Annotated in this window: 27 protein-coding genes; 11 read left to right on the top strand and 16 right to left on the bottom strand. The window is 68.6% G+C overall.

Going from position 1 to position 23,338, the window contains the following annotated elements:
* Nucleotides 1-3 precede the first annotated feature (3 nt).
* From fliF to EER30_RS04245, 8 genes are all read right to left on the bottom strand, one after another.
* On the bottom strand, nucleotides 4-1,635 hold the full coding sequence (fliF, locus tag EER30_RS04280) for a flagellar basal-body MS-ring/collar protein FliF (protein ID WP_127498417.1): 1,632 nt from the start codon (nucleotides 1,633-1,635) through the stop codon (nucleotides 4-6).
* Nucleotide 1,636: 1 nt separating this feature from the next.
* Nucleotides 1,637-1,990, bottom strand: coding sequence for a flagellar hook-basal body complex protein FliE (fliE, locus tag EER30_RS04275; protein WP_127498415.1), 354 nt, complete (start codon nucleotides 1,988-1,990; stop codon nucleotides 1,637-1,639).
* Between the two features lie 11 nt (nucleotides 1,991-2,001).
* The gene (locus EER30_RS04270; RefSeq protein WP_127498413.1) at nucleotides 2,002-2,394 is read right to left on the bottom strand and encodes a flagellar basal body rod protein FlgC; all 393 of its coding nucleotides are present in this window, start codon (nucleotides 2,392-2,394) and stop codon (nucleotides 2,002-2,004) included.
* A 2-nt stretch (nucleotides 2,395-2,396) separates the two neighbouring features.
* Nucleotides 2,397-2,744 (bottom strand): flagellar basal body rod protein FlgB, encoded by a 348-nt coding sequence (locus tag EER30_RS04265; protein ID WP_127498411.1) that lies wholly within the window; start codon nucleotides 2,742-2,744, stop codon nucleotides 2,397-2,399.
* Between the two features lie 164 nt (nucleotides 2,745-2,908).
* Nucleotides 2,909-3,232, bottom strand: coding sequence for a hypothetical protein (locus EER30_RS04260; protein ID WP_127498410.1), 324 nt, complete (start codon nucleotides 3,230-3,232; stop codon nucleotides 2,909-2,911).
* 16 nt (nucleotides 3,233-3,248) lie between these two features.
* The gene (gene fliS / locus EER30_RS04255) at nucleotides 3,249-3,629 is read right to left on the bottom strand and encodes a flagellar export chaperone FliS (RefSeq protein ID WP_127498408.1); all 381 of its coding nucleotides are present in this window, start codon (nucleotides 3,627-3,629) and stop codon (nucleotides 3,249-3,251) included.
* Between the two features lie 64 nt (nucleotides 3,630-3,693).
* Nucleotides 3,694-5,100, bottom strand: a complete 1,407-nt coding sequence (gene fliD / locus EER30_RS04250) for a flagellar filament capping protein FliD (RefSeq protein WP_127498406.1) — start codon at nucleotides 5,098-5,100, stop codon at nucleotides 3,694-3,696.
* A 110-nt stretch (nucleotides 5,101-5,210) separates the two neighbouring features.
* The gene (locus tag EER30_RS04245; RefSeq protein WP_127498404.1) at nucleotides 5,211-6,431 is read right to left on the bottom strand and encodes a flagellin N-terminal helical domain-containing protein; all 1,221 of its coding nucleotides are present in this window, start codon (nucleotides 6,429-6,431) and stop codon (nucleotides 5,211-5,213) included.
* Between the two features lie 281 nt (nucleotides 6,432-6,712).
* Here EER30_RS04245 and EER30_RS04240 point away from each other — a divergent pair, with 281 nt between their 5' ends.
* The 8 genes from EER30_RS04240 (at nucleotide 6,713) to EER30_RS04205 (ending at nucleotide 13,612) form a co-directional block, all read left to right on the top strand.
* A complete protein-coding gene (locus EER30_RS04240; protein WP_127498402.1) occupies nucleotides 6,713-7,198 on the top strand; it encodes a flagellar protein FlgN in 486 nt (161 codons plus the stop codon).
* Nucleotide 7,199: 1 nt separating this feature from the next.
* On the top strand, nucleotides 7,200-8,609 hold the full coding sequence (gene flgK / locus EER30_RS04235; RefSeq protein ID WP_127498400.1) for a flagellar hook-associated protein FlgK: 1,410 nt from the start codon (nucleotides 7,200-7,202) through the stop codon (nucleotides 8,607-8,609).
* Between the two features lie 14 nt (nucleotides 8,610-8,623).
* Nucleotides 8,624-9,520: a flagellar hook-associated protein FlgL gene (flgL, locus tag EER30_RS04230; RefSeq protein ID WP_127498398.1), complete on the top strand. Its 897-nt coding sequence runs from the start codon at nucleotides 8,624-8,626 to the stop codon at nucleotides 9,518-9,520.
* Between the two features lie 2 nt (nucleotides 9,521-9,522).
* Nucleotides 9,523-9,960, top strand: coding sequence for a flagellar assembly protein FliW (gene fliW, locus EER30_RS04225; RefSeq protein ID WP_127498396.1), 438 nt, complete (start codon nucleotides 9,523-9,525; stop codon nucleotides 9,958-9,960).
* A 46-nt stretch (nucleotides 9,961-10,006) separates the two neighbouring features.
* A complete protein-coding gene (gene csrA / locus EER30_RS49355; protein ID WP_432417501.1) occupies nucleotides 10,007-10,285 on the top strand; it encodes a carbon storage regulator CsrA in 279 nt (92 codons plus the stop codon).
* Nucleotides 10,286-10,342: 57 nt separating this feature from the next.
* A complete protein-coding gene (locus EER30_RS04215) occupies nucleotides 10,343-11,902 on the top strand; it encodes a methyl-accepting chemotaxis protein (RefSeq protein WP_127498392.1) in 1,560 nt (519 codons plus the stop codon).
* A 104-nt stretch (nucleotides 11,903-12,006) separates the two neighbouring features.
* A complete protein-coding gene (locus EER30_RS04210) occupies nucleotides 12,007-12,741 on the top strand; it encodes a hydrolase (RefSeq protein ID WP_127498390.1) in 735 nt (244 codons plus the stop codon).
* A gap of 82 nt (nucleotides 12,742-12,823) precedes the next feature.
* Nucleotides 12,824-13,612, top strand: coding sequence for an SRPBCC family protein (locus EER30_RS04205; protein ID WP_240669739.1), 789 nt, complete (start codon nucleotides 12,824-12,826; stop codon nucleotides 13,610-13,612).
* 29 nt (nucleotides 13,613-13,641) lie between these two features.
* On the opposite strand, the gene EER30_RS04200 is transcribed toward EER30_RS04205, so the two are convergent.
* Together EER30_RS04200 and EER30_RS04195 are read right to left on the bottom strand one after the other, a co-directional pair.
* Nucleotides 13,642-14,355, bottom strand: a complete 714-nt coding sequence (locus EER30_RS04200) for a sensor histidine kinase (protein WP_127498388.1) — start codon at nucleotides 14,353-14,355, stop codon at nucleotides 13,642-13,644.
* Nucleotides 14,356-14,417: 62 nt separating this feature from the next.
* Nucleotides 14,418-14,630 (bottom strand): DUF7455 domain-containing protein, encoded by a 213-nt coding sequence (locus EER30_RS04195; RefSeq protein WP_127498386.1) that lies wholly within the window; start codon nucleotides 14,628-14,630, stop codon nucleotides 14,418-14,420.
* A gap of 309 nt (nucleotides 14,631-14,939) precedes the next feature.
* Here EER30_RS04195 and EER30_RS04190 point away from each other — a divergent pair, with 309 nt between their 5' ends.
* Complete coding sequence (locus EER30_RS04190) at nucleotides 14,940-15,338, top strand: response regulator (protein WP_127498384.1); 399 nt, start codon at nucleotides 14,940-14,942, stop codon at nucleotides 15,336-15,338.
* Here EER30_RS04190 and EER30_RS04185 read toward each other — a convergent pair.
* Nucleotides 15,335-16,081: a class I SAM-dependent methyltransferase gene (locus EER30_RS04185; RefSeq protein ID WP_127498382.1), complete on the bottom strand. Its 747-nt coding sequence runs from the start codon at nucleotides 16,079-16,081 to the stop codon at nucleotides 15,335-15,337. The genes EER30_RS04190 and EER30_RS04185 overlap by 4 nt on opposite strands.
* Nucleotides 16,078-16,833, bottom strand: a complete 756-nt coding sequence (locus EER30_RS04180; protein ID WP_127498380.1) for an SDR family oxidoreductase — start codon at nucleotides 16,831-16,833, stop codon at nucleotides 16,078-16,080. Before EER30_RS04180 ends, EER30_RS04185 begins: the two co-directional genes overlap by 4 nt.
* A gap of 141 nt (nucleotides 16,834-16,974) precedes the next feature.
* Here EER30_RS04180 and mshA point away from each other — a divergent pair, with 141 nt between their 5' ends.
* Complete coding sequence (gene mshA, locus EER30_RS04175; protein ID WP_240669738.1) at nucleotides 16,975-18,252, top strand: D-inositol-3-phosphate glycosyltransferase; 1,278 nt, start codon at nucleotides 16,975-16,977, stop codon at nucleotides 18,250-18,252.
* Nucleotides 18,237-18,716, top strand: a complete 480-nt coding sequence (locus tag EER30_RS04170; protein WP_127498376.1) for a type III secretion system chaperone family protein — start codon at nucleotides 18,237-18,239, stop codon at nucleotides 18,714-18,716. Before mshA ends, EER30_RS04170 begins: the two co-directional genes overlap by 16 nt.
* A 67-nt stretch (nucleotides 18,717-18,783) precedes the next feature.
* On the opposite strand, the gene EER30_RS04165 is transcribed toward EER30_RS04170, so the two are convergent.
* The 4 genes from EER30_RS04165 to EER30_RS04155 form a co-directional block, all read right to left on the bottom strand.
* Nucleotides 18,784-19,083 carry a cupin domain-containing protein gene (locus EER30_RS04165; RefSeq protein WP_240669851.1) on the bottom strand — a complete coding sequence of 100 codons (300 nt, stop codon included), beginning with the start codon at nucleotides 19,081-19,083 and terminating at the stop codon, nucleotides 18,784-18,786.
* Complete coding sequence (locus tag EER30_RS48400) at nucleotides 19,083-19,343, bottom strand: cupin domain-containing protein (protein ID WP_240669866.1); 261 nt, start codon at nucleotides 19,341-19,343, stop codon at nucleotides 19,083-19,085. The genes EER30_RS04165 and EER30_RS48400 overlap by 1 nt, the downstream gene beginning before the upstream one ends.
* Nucleotides 19,344-20,680: 1,337 nt before the next feature.
* Entirely contained in the window at nucleotides 20,681-21,901 is a 1,221-nt protein-coding gene (locus EER30_RS04160; RefSeq protein ID WP_127498373.1) for an MFS transporter, read from the bottom strand.
* 42 nt (nucleotides 21,902-21,943) lie between these two features.
* Nucleotides 21,944-23,254: an MDR family MFS transporter gene (locus tag EER30_RS04155; RefSeq protein WP_432417500.1), complete on the bottom strand. Its 1,311-nt coding sequence runs from the start codon at nucleotides 23,252-23,254 to the stop codon at nucleotides 21,944-21,946.
* Nucleotides 23,255-23,338 lie beyond the last annotated feature (84 nt).

Here is a 23,338-nt window from a genome sequence, read left to right as displayed (position 1 = left end):
GGGTCAGCGCGTCACATCGGCGGCCAGCCAGCCGCGCAGAAGCACCGCCATCTCGTCAGGTTGATCCTTGACCATCTGCCCGATCTCCCGCTGGCGATCCTCGCGAGCCTGCACGTTCGTGTCGTCCCGGGCCATCCCGGCTTCCAGCATCTGGGCGGGGATCGCCTGGTTGAGCTCGGCCAGACGCTGCGCCTCCAGGGCCGCCTGCATGTCCTCGAGGTGCTTGCGCTCCTCGGGGGTCAGGCCCCGGCGCTTTCTGCTTCTGCGGCTGAACCGCCAGGCCAGGAACAGCAGGACCACGACGATCGCGCCGAGCGCGCCCGTCTTGATCAGCGACATCTGCTTGGCCTCCTGGGCCGCCACCGTCGAGGCGGTGAGGGCTTGCTGGGCGGCCTGGGCGGCGCTCTGGTCGAACGGCATGGCCGACACTGCGACGGTGTCGCCGCGCGTGCCGTCGATGCCGGCCGCCGCGCTGACCAGTTGCTGCACCTGGGCCGGGTCGATCGTGCCGGCCGCGTTGCTGTTCAGCAGCACGGCGACGGTGAGCCGCTGGACGCCGCCCGGCGCGCTCTTGCGGACCTCCTGGGTCTCGTTGATCGCGTTGTTCCGGATGGTGCTGCTGTTCTCGTACTGGCCGGTGCCGGCGCTGGAACCACCGGCGGCGGGCGCACAACCCGGGCCGGCGATGTTGTCGGGGCCGAGCACGCCGCCCGCGCAGTTCTCCGCCGAGTTGTAGGCCTCGCGGTTGGTCTGCTCGCTGAGCGCCGGCACGGACGGATCGGAGTTGAAGGTCTTCTTGGTCGTCTGTGTCTGGTCGAAGTCGAGGACGGCGGTGGTCACCACCGACGAGTTGCCCCGGCCGACGACGCTGTCGAGCATGGTCTGCAGGCTGGTGTTCATCCGGTTCTGGAAGGCCACGGTCTGCGCTTCGGTGCCGCTGTCACCACCGGTCCCGATGGCCGCACCGCCACCGGTCGACAGGATCTTGCCGTCCGCGCCGGCCACCGTGATCTGGGTGGGGTCGAGACCCTCCACGCTCGACGCCACGAGGTGGATGATCGACTGGACCTGATCAGCGCTCAGCGGCTGGGTCGAGCTCGACGCGACCAGCACCGAGGCGGTCGGCTTGTCCTGCTCGTCGACGAAGACGTCCTTCTTGGGGATGACGAGGTGCACGGTGGCCGCCTCGACGCCCTGGATCGACTTGATCGTGGCGGAGAGCTCGCCCTCGAGCGCGCGCTGGTAGTTCGTCTGCTGCATGAAGTCGCTGGTAGTGATGCCCTGCTGGTCGAGCAGCGAATAGCCGGTGCCGGCGTCGCCGGGCAACCCCTCGCTGCTCAGCGACAGGCGCAGCTCGTTCACCTGGTCCTGGGGCACGAGCACGGTCTGGCCGTCGTTGGCCAGCTCGTAGCTCGTGCCGGCCTTCTGCAGCGACTCGACGATCGCGCTGGCGTCCTTGGCCGACAGGTTGTTGAACAGAATGGAGTACGAGGGTTTCGACGCCCACGTGGCGAAGAAGTACCCGCCGATGACGAGGGCGAGCACCGCCGCGATCGTGACGGCCTTCTGTCCCGGGGTGAAGGACCGGAACGTGTTCGTGACGCGGCGGACCGGAGCGGGAAGGCGGTCGGTCATCTCAGGCCTGCATCCTCATGATTTCCTGGAAGGCTTCCACGGCTTTGTTGCGAACGGCGAGCGTCATCTGCAGGCCGAGCTGGGCTTCGTTAGCCGCCATCGTGTATTGCGCCGGGTCCTGCACGGTGCCCTGGGCGACGCCGACGGCGAGGTCGTCGGCCTTGCTCTGCGCGGCCGAGACGGTCTCGAGGCCCCGCGACAGCATGCTGGCGAAGCTCTCGTGCTCGCCCTGCACGGCGGTCGTCTTGCCGGCGCCGGAAAGCGCGCCCGCGCCGGAGATAGCGTCGGCGCCGCTGACCGGGGCGAGTCCGGAGACCGGCGAGAAGCCGCCTATCGCGCTGATCGGAGAAACCATCGCCAGTTACCTCACTTTCCGAGGTTGATCGCGGCGGTGTAGGAGTCCTTGGCGCGGTCGACGACCGCGAGGTTCGCCTGGTAGGCGCGCTGGGCCATCATCATCTGGGCCATCTGCGAGCCCAGGTCGATGTCGGCCTTGCGCACGTAGCCCTGGTTGTCGGCCAGCGGGTTGTCCGGCTCGTGCACCAGCACACCCTCGGCGCTGCCGAATGCCACGCCGCCGACCTGCACGCCGTTGCCGTCCTGGGCCTCCTGGGCCATGACGTAGCGAGCCTGGAACGCCTTCTCCGACGTCCGGCTGACGTTGTTCATGTTGGCGATGTTGTCCGAGACGGCGTCGAGCCACTTGCGGTAGACGGTCACGCCGGAGCCGGCGACGCCGATCGCGTTGAAAGTGCTCATGCTCAGGCTCCCTTGATCGCGTCGCGCAGCATCGAGTACTTGGTGTCCATCGCCCGCAGCGTGAGCTGGTAGCGCATGGTCGTGTCGATGTGGGACAGCGTCTCCTCGTCGAGGTTGACGTTGCTGCCGTTGAGCCGGGTGGGCTCCAGCGAGTCGCGGGTCTGCGGAGCGACCCCGAGCGGTGACATGCCCTTGGCGACGGCGCCGCGCAACGCCTCCTCGAACTCGACCTTACGGGCACGATAGCCGGGGGTCTCGATGTTCGCGATGTTGTTGGCGATGGCGCTCTGCCGGGCCGCGAGACCGCCCGCGGCGACGCGCAGGGAGGCCGATGAGACGTCGTCGAACACAGCAGCTCCTCGTGTCGGTCCAAGGTGCCGTTCCGTGGCTGTCCGGTGAGCGTTCCGTCGCTCGTACCATGCCCTTCGGCCTGTGCGCCGATCCGCTGAGCGCCAGACGGTTGCCAGCCGGTTGCACGAAAAGTCCCGGCACCCCCATCAGGGGTGCCGGGACGTCACATGGCCCGATCGACGTAGACAGGCCGTTTGACCGCCTCGCCGGTCTCGATCCGGGAGGTCATCGCGATCTGCTGCCGGTTCGAGGTGAGCCGCCGGGCGATCTCCTCGGCCGCCTTGAGCTGGCGGGTGAGGATCTCGTCGGCCCTCGGTCGCAGTTCCAGCGGCAGCGCGCCCATCTCGGTCGGTGGCTTCCAGAGGTCGGCCGGCGGGGTCTCGGCGTGGCGGTGCTCGTCGGCCAGCATCGCCTCGATGTTCGCCACGTCCAGCTCGAGCTCGTCCAACGCCCCGTTCCAGGCGCTGCGCCAGTCGCCGCCGCTCACCTCGGTCCTCCGTCCGTCAGTCGACGACCGCCGTAGCGGCCGCCTCTCGCCAGGCATCCCGCAAGGGCTCGAGGAACCCGCGGCAGACCGCGACCCGGTCGGCGTCCTTGCCGATGTTCGCCCCGATCAGCTCGGTGATCAGGTAGCCGTAGAGGTTGGCCAGGCCCGGCGCGCCCGACCAGGCGTCCACCTCGAGGCTGACGCGGAGCTCGATGATGATCTCCTGAGCGTGCGTCAGCTTCTCGTGGGCGTTCTCCAGCTCGCCGGCGCGGATGGCCTCCTCGCCCTGCATCAGGTCGAGGATCAGTCGGTCGTACAGCATCATCAGCAGCTTGGCCGGTGACGCCGTGTTGATGGAGTCCTGCAGGTAGCGGTTGCGAAGGTTCGGGGCGGTCATCGGTCTCCTCGGCGGTCAGGCCCCGGTGGCTGGCCGGGTCTATGGGTCACGAGTGGCCGGCGGGTCAGCCGAGCTGTCCGGCCAGCCAGCTCGACTTCTCTTTCAGCTTGCCGAGCGAGACCTCCAGGTCGGAGTATTGCTTCTGCAGCGCGAGCCTGCGGGCTGAGAGCCGGACGTCCCATTCCGCGATCTGCGACGAGAACCGGTCGATCTCGCTGGTCCGGCCCGTGATGACCGACTTGACGTTGTTCGTCATGTCGGTGGTCATCTTCTCCATCTGGTCGGCGAACCCGATGCCGGCCGCCTGGATCGTGCTCTGGTTCTCCGCGTACGAGTTCTTGAACTTCGTCGCGTCGAAGTTGAGCCTGCCCGAGCGGTCCAGCGAGATGCCCAGCTTGGCGAGCGAGCCGAAGTCGATCATGTCGGGTTTGGCGTTCGGGTTGTTGTCCGGCTTGACCCAGTCGGGGTCCTGGTAGCTCAGGCCCTGGCTGATCGAGCTGAGGATCTGCTGGCTCATGTTGCGCACCGCGAAGTCGCCGGTCAGGGGCGAGCTCTTCTTGGTGGCCGAGTCGTACGCGGTCTGCTTGCTGATCTCGGACAGGGTGGAGTTGGCCGCATCGACGAGCGCCTGGAACTTGTCGGCGATGCCGGTCACGTCGCCGGTCGCGTTGACGGTGACGTTGTCCTCGACCTTGGAGACCGCGATCGAGACGCCGGGCATGAGGCCGCTGAACGTGTTGGTGGTGCTGGTGACGTCGTAGCCGGCGCCGCTCGGGTCGTTGTTGCCGCCGCCGATCTGGATCAGGGCATTGCCGGCCTGGGCCGCGTCGCGCAGGTCGACCGACGTACTCGTCGTGCCGAGCCCGGTCACGCTGAACTTGTTGTCGGTGCCCGTCTTCACACCGCTGAGCTGGAGCACCCTGTCGGCCGTGCCGGTCGAGACCAGGGCCGCCTTGACGCCGATGCCGGCCGCGTTGAGGGCGTTCGCGACGCCCTGCGCGCTCTTGTCCTTGCTGACGTCGATCGTGACGGTCTTGTCCTTCGGGGTGACGCCGTCGTCCTGCATGCTGCCGTCGAGCGGGCCGACCGTCACGGTGATCGTGTCGGCGTCGACGATGTTGCCGGTGCTAGGCACCCGAGCCGTCGAGAGCTGGCTCGTGGCCAGCGCCTTGACGTTGAACGTGGTGGTGCCGGCGGCGCCGTTGGTGCCGGTCAGGGCGCTCGCCGTGACCGATGGCGAGTTGCTGGTGGCCTTGATGCCGCGCCACGTGCTGAGCTGACTCAGGTCGTCGGCCGCGGCCTTGAAAGCGGCGAGCTTGGTGTTTACGGTCTGGTACGCGGTGACCGCGGTCTGCGCGTTGGTCACCTTGGCCTTGAGGCGGTTCTGCGGCGCCGCCTCGACCTTCATCAACTGCGTGATCATCGAGGACGTGCTGAGGCCACTGACCAGGCCGTCAACGGAACTGGACACCGGAGCCTGCCTTTCCGGGAAAGGAAACGGGGGGCAGCCGCTTGTGACGGCTACCCCCACCTCTTCGGTCGTTCGCGGTGATAATTCAGTTGCAGTCGGTGGCAGTTCGGTTAGCGCAGCAGCGAGAGGACGTTCTGCGCCGACTGGTTGGCCTGGGACAGCATCGAGGTGCCGGCCTGGGTCAGGATCTGCGCCCGGGTGAACGACACCATCTCCTGAGCCATGTCGGTATCACGGATACGCGACTCCGACGCGGACAGGTTCTCGACCGCCACGTTGAGGTTGTTGATGGTGTGCTCGAAGCGGTTCTGGACGGCACCGAGCGAGGCACGGTTGTCGGAGACCGACTGGAGCGCCCTGTCGAGGACGGCGATGGCGTCGTCCGGGTTCGTCGACAGGTTGAGTGACGCGGTGCCGAGCGTTTTCGAATCGACCGCGCCGATCGAGATGTTGATCGACTCGTTCTTGTTGGCGCCGACCTGGAACTTGCCCGTGTTGCCGCCGGTGGTCGCGACCATGTTGCCTACCGTGGTGTCGATCTTCAGAGAGGTCGCGCCGGCGCCGGATGCCTCGAACGCGACCGAGCCGCTCAGCGTGAAGGTCGAGTTGCCGGCGCTGTCGGTGCTGGCCGACATGCGGACCTCTGTGCCCTGGTAACCGGCGGCCTTGAGGGCTGTGGTGAGCTTCTCGTTGACCTTCGTGGCGACGTCCTGCGCCGTGGCGTCGTCGGGCAGTTCATTGGCGGCGAGGCCGATGTTCAGTGGCGCCGGTGTGACGCCGTCCGCGGCGTACAGGGTCTTGCCGCCGATCTTGTCGATCTGCAGCGCGACGCCGGCATCGGTCGCCGTCTTCACGTCGGCCTGGACCAGGGTGCCCGTCGAAGCGGTCTTGGTGACCGAGCCGAACGAGCCGTCGAGCAGCTTGGATTTGCCGAACGCGGTGGTGTCGCCGATGCGGTCGAGCTCGGCGTTGAGCTGCGACAACTCCTTGTTGGCGGCGCCGGCAGCGGCGGTGTCGGTGGCGCCGGAGTTGGCCGCCTGCACCGACAGGTCACGCATGCGCTGCAGGATCGAGGTGACCTCGTTCAGCGCGCCCTCAGCGGTCTGCGCGACACTCACGCCGTCCTGCGTGTTGCGCACGGCCACCTTCAGACCGCCGACCTGCGAGCGCAGGCCCTCGGAGATGGAGAGGCCGGCCGCGTCGTCGGCTGCCCGGTTGATGCGGAAACCACTGGACAGCTTCTCCAGCGACTTCGACATCTGGCTGTCGGTGACCGACAGGTTCCGGTAGGCGTTCTGCGCGGCGATGTTCTGATTGATGCGAAGACCCATGAGTGCTTCCTCCTTGAGGGGTCTTGGTGCCGGCCCAGTCCGTCGGGCCGTGGCGTTACGCCAGTCCGGTCGGCGCGGTGCCGACGCTTCCCCAGCAGTCTCCGAGATTTCACCGCCCTTTTCCGGCGAATCATCAGAAACCCGAAACGTCTTCGCGAGACGCCGGAAGATGCCGGATCGGGGGAAATCCCTCAGCGGAGGGTCGGACGTGCCGACCTGTCCGAATGAGCGGGTTCGTCGCGGGGGCGTGCCCCACTTCAAGGCGAGACGGAGGACCAGGGGTGAGTCTTACCGACCTGGCCAGCGTCCTGTGGCGTGCACGCGAGCTGCTCGAGATGCTGCTGTTCAAGCTCGAGGAGGAGCAGTTGCTCCTGGCGGCCGGCCGTTCTCGCTGGCTGAGTCACGCGACCCGCGAGGTCGAGGTGGTGCTGGACCAGATCCGGCAGACCGAGGTCATCCGGGCCGCCTACGCCCAGGACGTCGCGGTCGAGCTCGGCCTGTCGCCCGAGGCGTCGCTGGGCGAGCTCGCCGACGCGGCCGGTGAGCCGTGGTCCGACCTGCTGCACCAGCACCGCAAGGCGTTCCTGCTGCTCACCTCCGAGATCAGCGCCCTCGCCGACGTGAACCGCGACCTGCTCACGGCCGGCCAGCGCGCAGCCCGCGAAACCATGCTCGCGTTCGCCGAAACTGTGGAAACGTACGGACCGCAGGGCCAGACCGTTTCCGGCGGCGTCCGCCGCTCCAGCCTGGTGGATGAGGCGATCTGATATGGCTAGCTCCTTCAGCGGCATCAACACGGCACTCACCTCGCTCTACGCGCAGCGCCGGGGTCTGGACGTCACGGGCCAGAACATCGCCAACGCGAACACCGAGGGCTACACCAAGCAGCGGGTCCGCATGCAGTCGCAGACCGGCAGCCTGAACCCCGGCGTTTATGCCACGACGACCCAGGTCGGCAACGGCGTGACCGTCGCCGGGGTCGAACGCGGGCGCAACGCCTACCTCGAGGAACGCGGGCGGACCGAGCACGCGAACGCGGCGTACCTGTCCACGCAGAAGGCGGCGTACAACCAGATCGAAAGCGTGCTCGCCGAGCCCAGTGACACCGCGTTGCAGGCGCGCCTGCACGACATGTGGGACGGCTGGAACGACGTCGCCAACAACTGGCAGGACACGTCGACCCGCTCCTCGCTGCTCGAGAGAAGCCGGACCGTGGCGATCACCCTGAACGACACGCGCGCCTCGCTGAGCAGCCAGTTCATGGCCGGCCGGAACGAGATGACGGCGTACGTCGACCAGGTCAACACGTTGGCCTCCTCGATCGCGGACATGAACAACCAGGTCGTGGTCGCGCAGTCGTCCGGGCTCGAGGCGAACGAGCTGCAGGACCGCCGCGACGTGGCCATCATGAAGCTGTCCGAGCTGACCGGGGCCACCACCCACGCCAAGACCAACGGCGCGATCAACGTCTACATCGGATCGACACCGCTCGTCAGCGACTTCACCACCACCAAGCTCGAACTCTCCGGACCGCCCAATCTGGACTCGTGGACGCCCGGCACCCAGGTCGCGCTGACCTGGAAGGGCACCACCACGCCGGCTCAGATGGGCGGCACGATGGGCTCGATGCTCGACACGATGAACACCATCATCCCGGGCATCTCCGGCCAGCTCGACGAGGTCGCCAAGACGCTGTCGAACAGCGTGAACGGACTGGTCACGAGCGGCTTCGACATCAACGGGGACCCGGGCGCACCGTTCTTCACCGGCACCAACGCGCGCGACCTCAAGGTGGCGATCAACGATCCCGACAAGGTCGCCTTCTCGGCCGGCAACCCCAAGGCCGTGCCGCCCGCGGTCGCCGCCATCGACAACGACAAGGCCGGTGATCTGGCCGCCCTCGGCGTCTCGGCCAACGGGCCCGATCAGGCCTACCAGCAGATGATCGGTCAGCTCGGTGTGGCCTCGCAGTCGGCGGCCCGGCGCAGCGAGATCCAGGACGCCGTACGCGACCAGGTCGACACCTCGCGGGAGGCCGAGTCGGGCGTCAACCTCGACGAGGAGATGACCAACCTGCTGACCTTCCAACGGGGTTACGAGGCCGCCTCCCGGGTGCTGACCACGATCGACTCGATGCTCGATCAGCTCATCAACCGCACCGGCCTCGTCGGCCGCTGAACGGGAGCCGGCACATGACCATTCCCAGCCGGGTCACCGACTCGAGCATGCGGCACCGCATGCTCGGCGACCTCAACCGCAACATGGCCCGCGGCCAGAAACTGCAGGAACAGATCTCGAGCGGCAAGCAGCTCAGCCGCCCTTCTGACTCGCCGACCGGCACGGTCACCTCGCTGCAGCTACGCGGCGAGATGCGCTCCACGCAGCAGTTCGCGCGCAACGCCGACGACGGAATCGGCTGGCTTGGCGTTATTCAGGACAAGCTGGGCGACGCGTCAGGGCAGCTCATTCGCGCACGTGATCTGACCGTGCAGGGCCTCAGTGCGGCGAACAATTCGTCGGCGCGTGACGCGATCGCGGTCGAGATCGACAACATCCGGCAGTCGATGATCGGCGAGGCCAATACCAAGTTCCTGGGCCGACCGGTGTTCGGCGGGACCACCCCGGGCAGCGTGGCCTTCGACGACGCCGGCGCCTATGTCGGCAACGACGGGCAGACCACCCGCACGGTCGGGCCGAACGCCAAGGTCCGGATCGATGCGACCGGTGCCGAGGCGTTCGGGAAAAACGGTAGTGACACTCAACTGTTCAAGGTGCTGAGCGACATTTCGACGGCGCTACGCGGCAATGACGACGTCGCGCTGAACAACGCCCTGGGCAATCTCGATACTGCCCACGATTTACTAAAGTCCACCCTTTCGGGTGTTGGCGCCCGATATAATCGGATTACGCAGATGAAGCAGTCCGCTGATGACCATCTGCTGTCCGTGACGTCGCAGCTGTCCGATATCGAGGATGTCGACCTGCCCAAGGCGATCATGGAATTGCAGATCCAGCAGACGTCTTATCAGGCCGCCCTGGCCGCCTCGGCCAAGGTGATCCAGCCCTCGCTCATCGATTTCCTGAGGTGACCATGACTACTCGTACCGCGTCCCGCCCCATTGAGGACACCATTGCCGACCCGTCGCTGGGCCTGCCGGCCATCACGATGGCGGTACCGATGCCCGGGTTCCCGGCTCACCGGGAGTTCGTGCTGGTGCGGCTCAACGAGGACGGCCTGCTCTACGCGTTCACGTCCACCGAGGACCCCGACCTGCGATTCCTCGTCGCGCCGCCGGAGCCCTTCTTCCCGGACTACGCGCCCGAGATCGAGCCCGACGTCTTCGCCGCGCTCAACAGCAAGGACCCGGACCGGCTTCTGCTGCTGACCGTCATCACGGCCGGCGCCAACGAGACCACCGCGAACCTGATGGCCCCGATCGTCGTCGACCGGGACAGCATGCGCGCCCTGCAGGTCGTGCTCAGCGGCTCGGGGTTCCCCGTCCGCGCGGTCATGAATCCGGTCTACTGACGTGCCGCGGGCGCGGTCGCCGTATCGGGGCCGCGCCTGACTCGCGATGCTGTCCGTCCACGGATGGAGGAGGGCACCGACGATGCTCGTACTGACCCGGCGCTCCGGGGAGAGTGTGATGATCGGCGACGACGTCGTCATCACCGTCCTCGAAGCGCGTGGTGATGTGATCCGGCTGGGCATCCAGGCTCCGCGTGACGTGCAGGTGCATCGCGAAGAGGTGTACCGGGAGCTGCAGACATCCAACCGAGAGGCCGCCTCGCCCACCCAGGACGAGGTGCGGGCGGTCAGCAAGATGCTGCAAACACCGACTACATCGGACTGACCTACGGACGCCCCGTCGCCTGGCGACGGGGCGTTCTGGCTTCGCGGAGGAGGATCGATGTCGCGACTGGCGCAACTCGGGATCGCCAAACGCCTGGGCATCATCGTGCTGGTCGGCGCACTCATGCTGGGTGCCCTGGCCACGATCGGGCTGGTGAGCCAGGACCGGCTGGCCGACCAGGCCGGTCGCGTGTCGGGGCTGGAAAACGGACTGGCCGCCCTGAACCACCTGGACACCCGGCAGAGCGAACTCAAGGTGGACGGCTACCGCTCCGCGCTCGGCCAGGACGTGTCCGGTGACGTGGCCGACGACGTGCAGTCGGCGACCGAGGCGGCCGACGCGGTGATGAGCGCGGGGCTGCCGGACGAGCTCGCCGCGATCTTCGCCGGCGACCGCCAGGACTTCGTCGACTTCGGCACGTTCATCACCGAGTTCGTGGCCGCGGCGAGCCGGAACCCGGGCTCCGCCGACGACCGCATCGGCGAGATCGCGGAGCGCAACAACCTCACCGACGACAAGCTCGGCGCCCTGGTCGAGCGGGTCGACGCCGCGGTCGTCACCGAGCGGGCCGACATGGCGTCCACGGTGAGCCGGACCCGTACGGTCTCGATCGTGGTGGCCCTGGCCGGGCTGGCTCTGCTGATCGGTCTGGCGATCCCGATGGCCCGCTCGATCCTGACGCCGCTCCGGGTGCTGGGCGTGGTCATCGAGGGGCTCGCCCGTGGTGACCTGACCGGTCGCAGCGGCATCAACTCGCGCGACGAACTCGGCCGGATGGCGGCCGGCCTCGACGGCGCCCTGGACTCGATCCGCGGCTCGCTTGAGACGATCGGCCGTGACGCGGAAACGCTGGCGGCCTCGGCCGGTGAGTTGTCGGCGGTCGCCGCGCAGATCGCCGAGTCGTCCCAGCGAACCGACCGGCAGTCGGCCTCCGCCTCCGCCGAGGCCGAGGAGATCGCCCGCAACGTGCAGACCGTGGCCGCGGGATCCGAGGAGATGGGCGTGGCGATCCGCGAGATCTCGCGCAACACCAGCGAATCGGCCCAGATCGCGTCGATCGCGGTGTCCGAGGCCGCGCGGGCCACCGAGACGGTGCGTCAGCTCGGCGACTCGTCAGCCGAGATCGGCGACGTCATCAAGCTGATCACCTCGATCGCCGAGCAGACCAACCTGCTGGCCCTGAACGCGACCATCGAGGCCGCGCGAGCCGGGGAGGCCGGCAAGGGCTTCGCCGTGGTGGCGAGCGAGGTCAAGGACTTGGCCCAGGAAACGGCACGGGCGACCGAGGACATCGGGACCCGGGTGGCCGCCATTCAGCAGGACACGGGCGGGGCGGTAGAGGTCATCTCACGGATCAGCGAGGTCATCAACCAGATCAACGACTTCCAGACGACGATCGCGTCGGCGGTCGAGCAGCAGACGGCCACGACGGGCGAGATGAGCCGCAGCATCGCCGAGGTCGCGAACGGCTCGGCCCGCATCGCCGGCAACATCGCCGACGTCTCGAGCGCCAGCGCCGAGGCCGCCCGGGGTGTCGAGCAGACCCGCCAGGCGTCCACCGGCGTGGCCCGCACGGCCGACGAACTGCGCAGCCTGGTCAGCGCGTTCCGTCTTTAGCTCCCCGATTGCACCGGTGACCGACCGTCGCCGGCAACGCGCCGCCCGCACTCTCGTGATCAGGCGGGACTGCCCGCCGGGAGTCCTTAGGCCTGGGAGTAACAGTGAGCGCGGAGCGGGAAACAGTCGTGGGTGTCATGGACGCGCTTGATCTGACGGTCGATGCGCATGTGCACACCGGCTTCGCGGCCGGGCGCGATGCGGTCGGGGTCGTGACCTCCGCGGCCGACGCCGCCGGGCTCACCGCGCTCACCTTCGCCGACCAGGCCGGCCCCGACACGGCCTGGCTCTCGGTCTACGCCGATTCGGTCCGACGAGCCCAGCGGCGTACGGAGATGCGCCTGCGACTGGCGGCCGAGGTCGAGGTCGTGCGCCCCGACGGCTGGCTCGCCCTGCCGCCCGACCCGAGCTCGCTCGACGCCTTCTCGGTCGCTGTCTCGGCCCTGCCGCTGCCCACCGGGCTTTTCGGCCCCCGTGAGGTGCGCGCCATGCTGTCGGCCGGCACGATCACCGCCGGCCAGGTCGCCGAGTCCCTGGTGACCGCGGTGATCCGCGGCCTCGAGCGGGCCTCGCGCTATGCCCCCGCCCAGCTCGCCCGCCCGCTCTGCCTGATCGCCCAGGTCGGTCTGGACGAGGCCGTGCTGACCCCCGACCTGATCGCCGCGCTCGCCGCCACCTGCCGGGAGACCGGCACCGTGGTCGAGATCAGCGAGGCCTGGCGATCCCCCTCGCCCCGCGTCGTCGCGCTGCTGCGCGCGGCGGAGGTGGCCCTGGCTCCCGCGAGTGACGCCCGGTACGCCGCCGAGGTCGGCCGATGGCAGTACCTGCGCCGAGTCTGAGCGAAACAGACCGCGCTCAGTAGTCGTCTCCGTACGCTCAGTCATGCCGACAGTAAGTTCGCGAAGGCATGGGAGAGATGCGATGAGTATGGTTCAGCAGGCCATCGAGGTGAGTGCACCGTTGCACACGGTGTACGAGCAACTCGCCGCGTTCGAGAGTTACCCACGGTTCATGAGCGGCGTGCGAGAGGTCACCCCGATCGGCAACGACCGCACCCACTGGGTGCTGGACGTCGAGGGGAAGACCCGGGAGTTCGACGCGCAGTTCACGGAGCGCACGCTGGACGAGCGGGTGTCATGGTCGACGATGGAGGGCCCGCGGCTCGCCGAGACCCTCACGCTGCGGCCCATGGGCGAGATGAAGACGCAGGTGGTCGCCCAGCTCGAGGCCGACATCGCGTTCCTCATGCCGAACGACCGGCGCGGCCAGGCCTCGCTCAACCAGCGCCTCAAGGCTGACCTGACCGCCCTCAAGGGCCTGGTCGAGGGCGGAGCCAGCACCAAGAAGCTGTCCAAGCCGGCACCGAACCCCGCGGCGATCGCGGCCGACAATCGGCCGCACCCCGGCGCGGGCTGGGGAACCAGCGCGGGCGAGCACAGCAACGCCAGCCGAGCCGACCTGCCCTATCACGGCATGGCGGCGTCGACCATGGGCACGAGCGTCGACATCACGTCGGCCCCCGGAATCAGAAGCCCACACGACCTCGACGACGTGCTGGCGCCCGGGCGACGGGTTGCCAAGGCCGGCACGATCAGCGGCGGGCCCTCCGGCGGCGCGGCCGCGATGGGCGGGCGCACCACGAAGAAGGACATCTGGGGCGACGGCATGATCAACGAAGAGGATCGCGGGAGCGCCCACGACATGCGGTGATCGGTGACGACGGGGCCGGGCCGGGACGGTCAGACCGGTGCGGCCTCGAAGGTGACGATCAGCCGGGCGCCGTTCGGCTCGGCGGGCTCGTAGCGGACTGATCCGCCGTTCGCCTCGGCCAGGTGACGCACGATGAACAGCCCCAGGCCGGAGCCGCGCACGAGCCGTCCGAACAGATTGGGCAGCAGTTCGGCGGGAATGCCGGGGCCGCTGTCCTGAACGACCACCTCGACGTGATCCTCGTGGCGCGCCGCGGTGAGGCGAACAGGCGAGGATCCGTACGCGAAAGCGTTGTTGACCAGATTTTGCAGGACGGCCACGACATGGCCGCGGTCGGCCAGCACCGACAACCCGGGATCGATCTCGACGAGCGCCTGATCAGGCGCGATGCCGTCGGCCACCTCGCGCAACGGCACGGGGTTGCGCCGGGCCGTGACCGAGCCCGTGTCGAGCCGGAACAGAAGCTGCAGGTCGTTCATCATCTTGATGAGCCGCTGCGTGTTCTTATCGATCTTCGTGGCCAGCTCGAACCGGACGTCGTCCGGGAGGTCGTCCCAGTCGGCCCGCAGCAGCTCGGCCAGGCTCGCGATGGAGCTGATCGGCTGGGCGACATCGTGCGTCAGCATCGACGTGAGGTCGTTCTTGAAGGTGAGCGCCGCCTCGAGCCGGGCATTTTCCTGGCGCAGCTCGTTGTTGCCGCGTTCCAGCTCGGCCGCGTGCTCGAACTCCACGCGCCGCGTCATGCCCGTAATTCCCCTCAAGAGCTGAAGAAAAGAGCATAACGCGGCTTATGCGCGTTAAGGGGTTACTTCCCGGCCCACTCGAAGCCGTCCTCCAGGACGATGCGTTCGGCGACCTTCACGATGTCGTCGCTGTGCCGATTGGCGTGGTGACCGCAGAAGGCCAGTTCGCCGCCGCTGGTCAGCGTGACCACCAGCTTGGCGGCGGCACCGCAACGGTCGCAGCGCTCGGTCAGCTCGGCAACGATGGTGACTTCGGGCGACAGCAGGCTGGACATATCGCTCTCCTTGCTCAGTGGCGGTGTGTAGCGGTACGAGGTGTTGATCGGTCCGCCGGCACACAGCTTTAGCTTTGCTCTTCGATCTTCCAGGCCTTCTCTGCGACCCCGAAGGCGTTGCAACCCGAGTGCAACCGGGCCACCTCGCAATTTCCCTCAACGCGTTGGCGGCATGCGTATTCCAACGGGTGAACTGGCCAACAGGACATGACGTGCGGCGTTGATGCGGCAAAGGCCCGACCGTGCAACCTGGTGCCTATAGCGTGAGACCGCGAACAGGTACGGAACGTGACATCCACAGGAGGACCCATGTCGCAGGCGCCGGCACCCGAGACGCGGCCCACGGTCCTCGTCGTCGACGACGAGGAGGATCTGCGCGACATCATGCGCCGGATGCTCGAGCGTCGTGGCTTCGACACCCTCATCGCCGGCGACTCCCAGCAGGCCATCACCGCCTGCCGCGAGCACCCCGGCGACATCGACATCCTCGTCACCGACCTGGGCCTGCCCGGCGTCTCGGGCGGCGAGCTGTCACGGTCGGCGACCAAGCTGCGGCCAAGCATGAGCGTGGTCTACATCTCGGGGCTGCCCAAGGAGATCGCGGTGGCCGACGGCCTGATCGGCGAGGACGCGCTGCTGGTGAAGAAACCGTTCAGCAGCGAGGTGCTGGTGAAGACGTTGCGAACCGTGCTCGGCGAGGACGTTTAGGTCCACGGCACCGTCAATTCCCCCAGCCGCCAGCGCGCGGGGCCGTCGAGCACCGGCCAGACGTCGCTCATGCGGCGGCAGGTCGCCAGCCAGCGCTGCCGCGGGCCGAACGGGGTGGCCTCGGTCTCCCACGCGCGGCCCAGGGCCCACAGCAACTCGTGCACCGGCTGACCGGGCACGTTGTGGTGGATCAGCGCCTTGGGCAGCCGCTCGGCGAAGACCGCCGGATGGTCCAGGTCGGCCAGCCGGGCGGAGAGGGTGAGAGTTGTCGGCTCGCCGGCCTCGACCACGGCCCAGGTGGCGATCCGGCCCAGCTCGTCGCAGGTGCCCTCAATCAGCACGGCGCCGGTCGCGGTCATCGCCGACCAGGCCGCGGCCACCTCACCCTCGTCGTACTGCCGCAGCACGTTGAAGGCGCGCACGACGGTCGGACGCAAGCCGGCCAGCTCGAAGCCGCCCCGGCGGAACTCGAGACGCGGGGGGTCGGCGTGGGGGAGGGCGGCCGCGACGCGTACGGGATCGATCTCGAGACCCACGACGGTGACATCGGGACGCACCGCCGTGGCCAACCGCGCGCGCAGCTCGACCGCCGTCACCGGGGTGGCGCCGTAGCCGAGATCGATCACCAGCGGATCGTCCGCGTCGCGCAGAAGATCACCGCAGCGGTACGCGACGTAGTTGTCGACGCGCCGCAGCCGGTTGGGGTTGGTCGTCCCTCGGGTGATCGAGCCGACGGGTTTCACGGCTGGCGGAAGACCTTGTACTGAGCGGCCTGCGCGATCGGGCGTACCACGATGCGGTCGAGGTTGACGTGGTGCGGGCGGGTCGCGGCGAACGCGATGATGTCGGCGATGTCGTCGGCCACCAGCGGCTCCTTGACCCCGTCGTAGATCGCGTCGGCCCGGGCCTGATCGCCACCGAAGCGCTTGAGCGAGAACTCGTCGGTGCGCACCATGCCCGGGTCGACCTCGACGATGCGTACCGGCTTGCCCGACAGTTCGAGCCGCAACGTGCCGACCAGGGCGGTTTGGGCGTGCTTGGCGGCCGTGTAACCGCCACCGCCCTCGTAGACGGTGAACGCCGCGGTTGAGCCGACCGTCACGATCGTCCCGTTCTCGCTGGCCACCAGAGCGGGGATCAATGCCTTGGTCACCCGCAGCGTGCCCAGCACGTTCACGTCGTACATCTGCTGCCAGTCGTCGGCCGAGCCGGTCTCGACCGGATCAAGGCCGATTGCGCCGCCCGCGTTGTTGACCAGCAACGTCACCGGGCCGTCGAGAGCGCCGACCGCCGTGGCCAGGGCGGCGACCGACTCTTCGGAGGTCACGTCGCACTCGACCGCGGTGGCGTCGGGCCCGATCTCGCCGACCAGAGCGGCCAGCCGATCGGCCCGGCGGGCCGCCACGACCACGTGAAATCCCTCGGTGGCGAGCCGGCGGGCGGTCGCCGCCCCGATGCCGCTCGACGCGCCCGTCACGACAGCGATGTTCTTCATGCCCTCATCCTTCCCGATGACATCAGTCACCCCGGGGTGGCTGCATAGTGGTTCGGCGCACTTCCGTGGGGAAGATGTATGACGGCGCAACTTTCCCCCGTGGCGACATTGCTACCGGCATCTTGTCCAGGAGGCAGCATCGTGGCAGATTGGCCGACCCCGCGGCGCATCGCCACCCTCTCGGTTCACACGTCCCCGCTCGAGCAGCCAGGCATCGGCGACGCCGGCGGAATGAACGTGTACATCGTCGAGGTCGCCAAGCGGCTCGCCCGCCTTGGCGTGGAAGTCGAGATCTTCACCCGGGCCACCCGCAGCGACCTTCCCCCGGTCGTCGAGATGGCCCCCGGCGTCGCGGTCCGGCACGTCACCGCGGGCCCGTTCGAGGGCCTCTCCAAGGAGGAGCTGCCCGCCCAGCTCTGCGCGTTCACCAACGGCGTGCTGCGGGCCGAGGCGGCGCACCCACCGGGCCACTACGACCTGATCCACTCGCACTACTGGCTCTCCGGCCAGGTCGGCTGGCTGGCCCGCGAGCGTTGGGGCACACCCCACGTGCACACCCCGCACACCCTGGCCAAGGTGAAGAACCGGCTGATCGCGGCGGGTGACCGGCCCGAGCCCAAGGCCCGCGTGATCGGCGAGGAACAGGTGATCGCCGCGTCCGACCGGCTGGTCGCCAACACCCGCTTCGAGGCGCAGGACCTGGTCGCGCACTACGACGCCGATCCGTCCAAGGTCAGCGTCGTGCCGCCCGGCGTCGACCTCGACCGGTTCCGCCCCGGCTCGCCCGACCGGGCCCGCTTCGGGCTGCCCGCGCGCGGCAAGGTCGTCGCCTTCGTCGGCCGGATCCAGCCGCTCAAGGCACCCGACGTGTTGATCTCGGCGCTCGCGCTGATGCGGGAGCCGGACACCACGCTGGTCATCTGCGGTGGGCCGAGCGGCTCCGGGCTCGACCGCCCGACCGCGCTGATCGAGCTGGCCGCCTCGCTCGGCGTCAGCGACAAGGTGGTCTTCCTGCCCCCGCAGGACGGCGCCGGGCTGGCCGCGCTCTACCGCAGCGCCGACCTGGTCGCCGTGCCCTCCTACAACGAATCGTTCGGCCTGGTGGCCCTCGAGGCGCAGGCCTGTGGCACGCCCGTGGTCGCGGCCGCGGTCGGTGGCCTGGTCACGGCGGTCCGCAGCGGGCTCAGCGGCGTACTGGTGGACGGGCACGACCCGCAGCGGTGGGCGCAGGTGCTCGACGACCTGCTCGCCTCCCCGGGGCTGCGTCGCCGGCTGTCGGCGGGGGCCGTCGCGCACGCCTCCGACTTCTCCTGGGACCGTACGGCCGAGGGGCTGCTCGCGGTCTACCGTGAGGCGGTTACCGCGCACCGCGCATTGATCGCTGAGCGGCTGGAGGCGTACGCATGGTGCACGAGCTGATCGAGAAGGCGCTGACCGACCGCGAGCTCGAGTGGGAGGTCACCGGCCCCGGGGCGTACGTCGTGACGCTGCCCGGCACCCACAAGCTCAAGACGGCGTGCAACCTGGTCGTCGGCGAGCACGCCCTGCGCATCGAGGCTTTCGTCATGCGGCGGCCCGACGAACGGCACGAAGAGCTGTGGGCCTGGCTGCTGCGTCGAAACGCCCGCATGTACGGGGTCTCGTTCTCGATCGACGCGGCCGGCGACGTCTATCTGACCGGGCGGGTGTCGCTCGGCGGCCTCGACGAGGACGAGCTCGACCGCCTGCTCGGGTCGGTTCTGACGTACGCCGACGAGTCGTTCGACACGATGCTGGAGATCGGCTTCGGCTCGTCGATCCGGCGTGAGTGGGAGTGGCGGGTCAAGCGCGGGGAGTCCCTGGCCAATCTGCAGGCGTTCAAGCACCTCGCGCCGCCGTCCTGAGGGTCTCACCCCGCCCTTCGACGGCCCGGAACCCGTCCGAGGGCTCCGGGCCGCTCTGGGCTTCGCGTCAGTCGGCCTTCGGCAGGTCGCTCGGGATGATGAACGAGCCGAACCGTTCCATCAGCTCCGGGTCGATGGTCGGCAGGTTGTCCATCATGTGCGGAGCCGGCTTGCCGTACTCGGCCTTCGGCGCTCCGTCGAAGAGCAGCTCCTCGTAGCCGCCGGGCAGGAACATGAAGATCATCTTGGCGGCGTGCAGGGTCTTGTTGAAGAAGCCGTGCCGCGTGTCGTTGGGCACGAAGTAGAACGAGCCCGGGCCGGCCGTGACGGTGGAGTCGCCGTTGGTGAACTCGAGCTCGCCGGAGATCAGGTAGAACGCCTCCTGGTGCTTGGTGCTTGGTGCTTGGTGTGCACGTGCGGGAACGCGCCGGCGTTGGCCGGGACGGTCGCCTCCACGAAGGTGAGCCGTCCGCCCGTTTCCGGGCCACCGACCTTCAGGGTGTACGTGTTCCCGACGATCCACCGCGTGTCACCTTCGCCGGGCGGAACGAAGATGCCGTTCCTCTTCAGGTATCGAGGATCGTCGTGGTCCGGGGTCTCGTTCTCGTTCGGCGCGACGATGCTCATGGGTACTTCTCGATTGCTCGCCGCCTGATTAGCGACGGGAAAGCTGATTGACGCGTCAATCGTATGCACAGTCGGAGGGGCGTCCATTGAGACCGTTTCGGGGACCCCTGCCAACGCCGGGTGACTCTCGGCACCGGCAGGCCGGCGGCGTGGCGCGATCATGACCGCGCAGGTCATCGCGGGTGGCGCTCGGCTTGCTCCACTGCCGATCGGAATGGAGCGACGGTTTTGCCCCCGCCCGGACTGTGGCTTTTGTCCAGGCCAAGTGTGGGGTAGGTCATCCGCCGATCGGCCAATTGTGGGTGACTGTGATGGTGCAGACAGATGGCAGACAGCCAGTTGGCTTGTCTGCCTTGACTGCCGCAACTAGCGTAATCAATGGACGTCGGACCGTTAGTTCGGGGAACTGGTGGATCGGAGACGATCACCGCGGCCGACGTTTGGGGACGGGTGGCATATGCCGTTGGGGGACGGCGCGACCCGAGACCGGCGGTTAGTGCGGGCGACGCCTATGGGGATGGGCGTCGTCCGCCGCCGCCGGCGCCAACGGGACGGTCTTCGCGGGCCGTCCTTTTTCATGCCCCGGCTCTGTTGACGCCCAGGCTGAAATCTCGTCGGGGCGAGGCTCCGCGATCTCGTCACGGCGAGGCTCCGCGATCTCGTCACGCCCAGGCTGAAATCTCGTCACGGCGAGGCTCCGCGATCTCGTCAAAGCGGGCCCCCGCGCCGAGGTTGGCGGCCGATCCCAATTGCTTGACTCGTCGCGGTGGCGCGGTGGTCGCTGGGACTTCCCGGCGGGCTGGCGTGGTCGTGCCGCGCCGTGCCGCCTGTCGTGCTGACGAGTGGTCAAGCCGGACGACAGGTCCCGACTTCAGGCAAGCAGGCCTCTCCCCGCCCTTGATCAATGCGAGGTCCTGGATCTAGGCCCCTGGAACGCAATCGAGGCCCCTACATCAACGATCAGGCGAACAAAGGCCCGGGGCGGACCGTCGATCTCGAAGGCTTTCTCGCCCGCCAATCGGTCCGCGGCTGACATTTGTCTCGATGGTCGCATTCGTCGCAAATAGGCTGTGGACAAGCTCTCGATTGGGGACTCGCCGCGCTGTGGACAACCACGCGCGACTGGGCATTGCTCGCTGTAGCGTCCCCGCCATGCCCTTGGGCCGGGCGGGGGAGGCGGTGGCTCTCCGGGCGGTGGCCCTGCGGGCGGTGGCTCTCCGGGCGGTGGTCCTGCGGGCGGTGGCCCTCCGGATCTCCACGACGATGTTCGCGATAACGGATCTCATCGGCGGGTCCGGCCGGCTCGAGTTCTCGAATTGCCCTCGTGGGGAAGCGGTTCAGGGCACGTCCGCGGTCGCGGCGGTCTCCGTCCGAATCGCGGCCACCCGGCGTTCCCGGCGCGGCCCCGCCGCGAGATGCAGAACGGCCGCCAAGACGCCCAGCAGACCCACCGCGAGCCAATGCGCGTCCCCGAGCCACTGCAACCCCACCCCGCCCAGCGATGGCGCCAGGAACGACGCCGCGGGGAAGGTCAGGAAGAACACCGCCTGATAGCGACCGCGTAACGCGAGCGGCGCCAGCTCAGAGTTGATCTCGGCGTTCGGGGGAGCGGCCAGCATCGTGCCGATGGTCCAGATCACGGCGGCCGCCAGGTAGACCGCGAGGTGGTCCGCGACGAACAGCATCGCGAAGCCGACCCCGTCGACCAGCAGGGCCAGTGCCAGCACCCGGTGCTTGAGCCGCCCGTCGATCAGACGCGGCACGAAGAGCTGACCCAGCACGATCAGGGCGCCGCCGAGGGCGACCACCGAGCCGTACGCTGAAGGGCTCAACCCGTCGGCGTGCATGGCCAGCGGCACGATGGTGCTGGCCTGGGTGTAGATCAGGGCCTGGAGCAGCGTCAGCCCCACGAAGACCAGGAAGAACCGGTCGGTCAGCACGCTGCGAAGCCCGCCACCCGTCGTTGATGGCCGGTCAACGGGGAGGGTCTCGGGCACCTTCCAGGCGATCAGCATCCCGGTCGCCAGCGTGCAGGCCGCGTCGATCAGGAACATGCCCCGGTAGCTCCACGACGCCAGCAGGCCGGCCAGCAGCGACGCCCCGGCCAGGCCCAGGTTGAGCGCCCAGAACTGCAGGTTGAAGGCGCGCGACCGCCGCGCGGCGGGAGTCACGTCGATGATGGCGGCGACGAATGCGGGGGCGGGCATCGACTGGGCGACGCCGAGCAGCGCACACAGTACGGCGATCATGACGAGTTCGCTGGTGAAGGCGAGCGCGGTCAGCACCGCGACGGTGGCGAAGTGCGAGGCCAGCAGCGTGCGGCGACGGCCCCAGTGGTCGGTCAGGACGCCGCCGGCCAGGGTTCCGGCCAGACCGCCGAGGCCGTACGTGCCCACGATTAGTCCGGTCTGAGCAGCGTCGGCGCCGCGCTGCGAGGTCAGGTAGAGCGAGAGGAACAGGACCGCGAAGCCGCCGACCCGGTTGATCAGCAGGCCGGTCCAGAGGTACCAGTAGGTGGCGGACAGGCCGCCGGCCGTGTCCCGCAGCCATGCCCGCACGCGGCACTCCCCATTTGTAAATCGTCTTAACTGATGGGGACGTTACCGGGTGACGACAGGCGCGTCGGCCACGGGCTCGGCGACGGCCGGAACGGGGGGAACGGGTGCGCCAGCCGGCAGAAGGGTGCCCGCCTGGATTCGCCGTTGCCGGCTCGGCCCGGCGATCAGGTGCCCGACGGCGACCAGCGCGCACACGACGAAGCAGCCGATCCACAGCGCGGTGTTGCCGAGGTGCTCCTGGGTGAAGCCGCCCGCGATCGGCGCCAACGCCGCGCCGGCCGACCAGCTCAGCGAGTTCAGCCCCTGGTAGCGGCCCCGCAGCGCTGCGGGCGAGAGACCGGCCACGGTCGTCGAGTTGCTGGGCGACTGGATCATCTCGCCCAGCGTCCAGATCACGACGGTCAGCGCGAAGAACCAGGCCGCGTCGGCGAAAGCGGTCAGGCCGAAGCCGACGCCGATGATCAGCGAGCCGAGTGCCAGCACCCGGTGCGGTTCGCGCCCGCCGATCAGCCGGGGGACGAACAGTTGGCCCAGCACGATCAGCACCCCGTTGACCGCGATCACCCAGCCGTACGTCGCCGCCGAGAGGCCGTCCGCCCGCATCGCGATCGGCAGGGTCGACATGTGCTGCATCATCACGACGATGCCGCCGAGTGAGATCAGCAGGTAGCTGACGAAGACGCGGTCGCGCAGCACGGCGATCAGGCCGCCGCCGGATGTGTCGGAGGGCGGACGGACCACCGTACGGCCGGGGTTGGTCTCTTTCAGGAAGATCAGGCAGATCAGGGCCGTGACCAGCGTGGTCGCCGCGTCGACCACGAAGAGCAGCAGGTAGTCGACCTTGGCGGCCAGGCCCGCGCCGACGCCGGCCGTCGCGAAGCCCAGGTTGATCGCCCAGTAGTTGAGCGAGAACGCCCGTACGCGATCTCGGTCGGGCACGACGTCGACCATCATCGCCGAGAAGGCCGGCCGGACCGCTTCGCTGAAGAAGCCGAGCAGGAACGTGACCGTGATGATCTGGGTGAAGTCGTGGGCGAAGCCCAGTGCCAGCATCAGCGCCGCCGCGCCGAACTGGGCGGTCAGCATCGTGGGCTTGCGGCCCCAGCGGTCGGCCAGCACCCCGCCGACCGTCGTGCCGAGCGCGCCGCCGACCCCGTAGAGGCCGATGACCAGGCCGGCCCGGCTCTGTGAGAAGTGCCGCTCGTCGGTCAGGTAGAGGGCCAGGAAGATCACCACGAACGAGCCGAGGCGGTTGATCAGGGTGCCCGTCCAGAGCAGCCAGAACTGTCGTGGCAGCCCGCCGATGGCCTGGCCGAACCAACCGCGCACGTTGCCCCCGTAAGTAGTGATCACGCTTTATTCCCTTACAACCTAGGGGGCGGCGCAACCGGGTTTCCACGTGGCGGTCGCCACTTGAGGGTCGCCGCCCGCCGTTCA

Origin of the sequence: Actinoplanes solisilvae (assembly GCF_003999975.1) — a bacterium.
GTDB classification, from domain to species: domain Bacteria; phylum Actinomycetota; class Actinomycetes; order Mycobacteriales; family Micromonosporaceae; genus Actinoplanes; species Actinoplanes solisilvae.
This window is presented reverse-complemented; position numbering and strand designations above follow the sequence as displayed.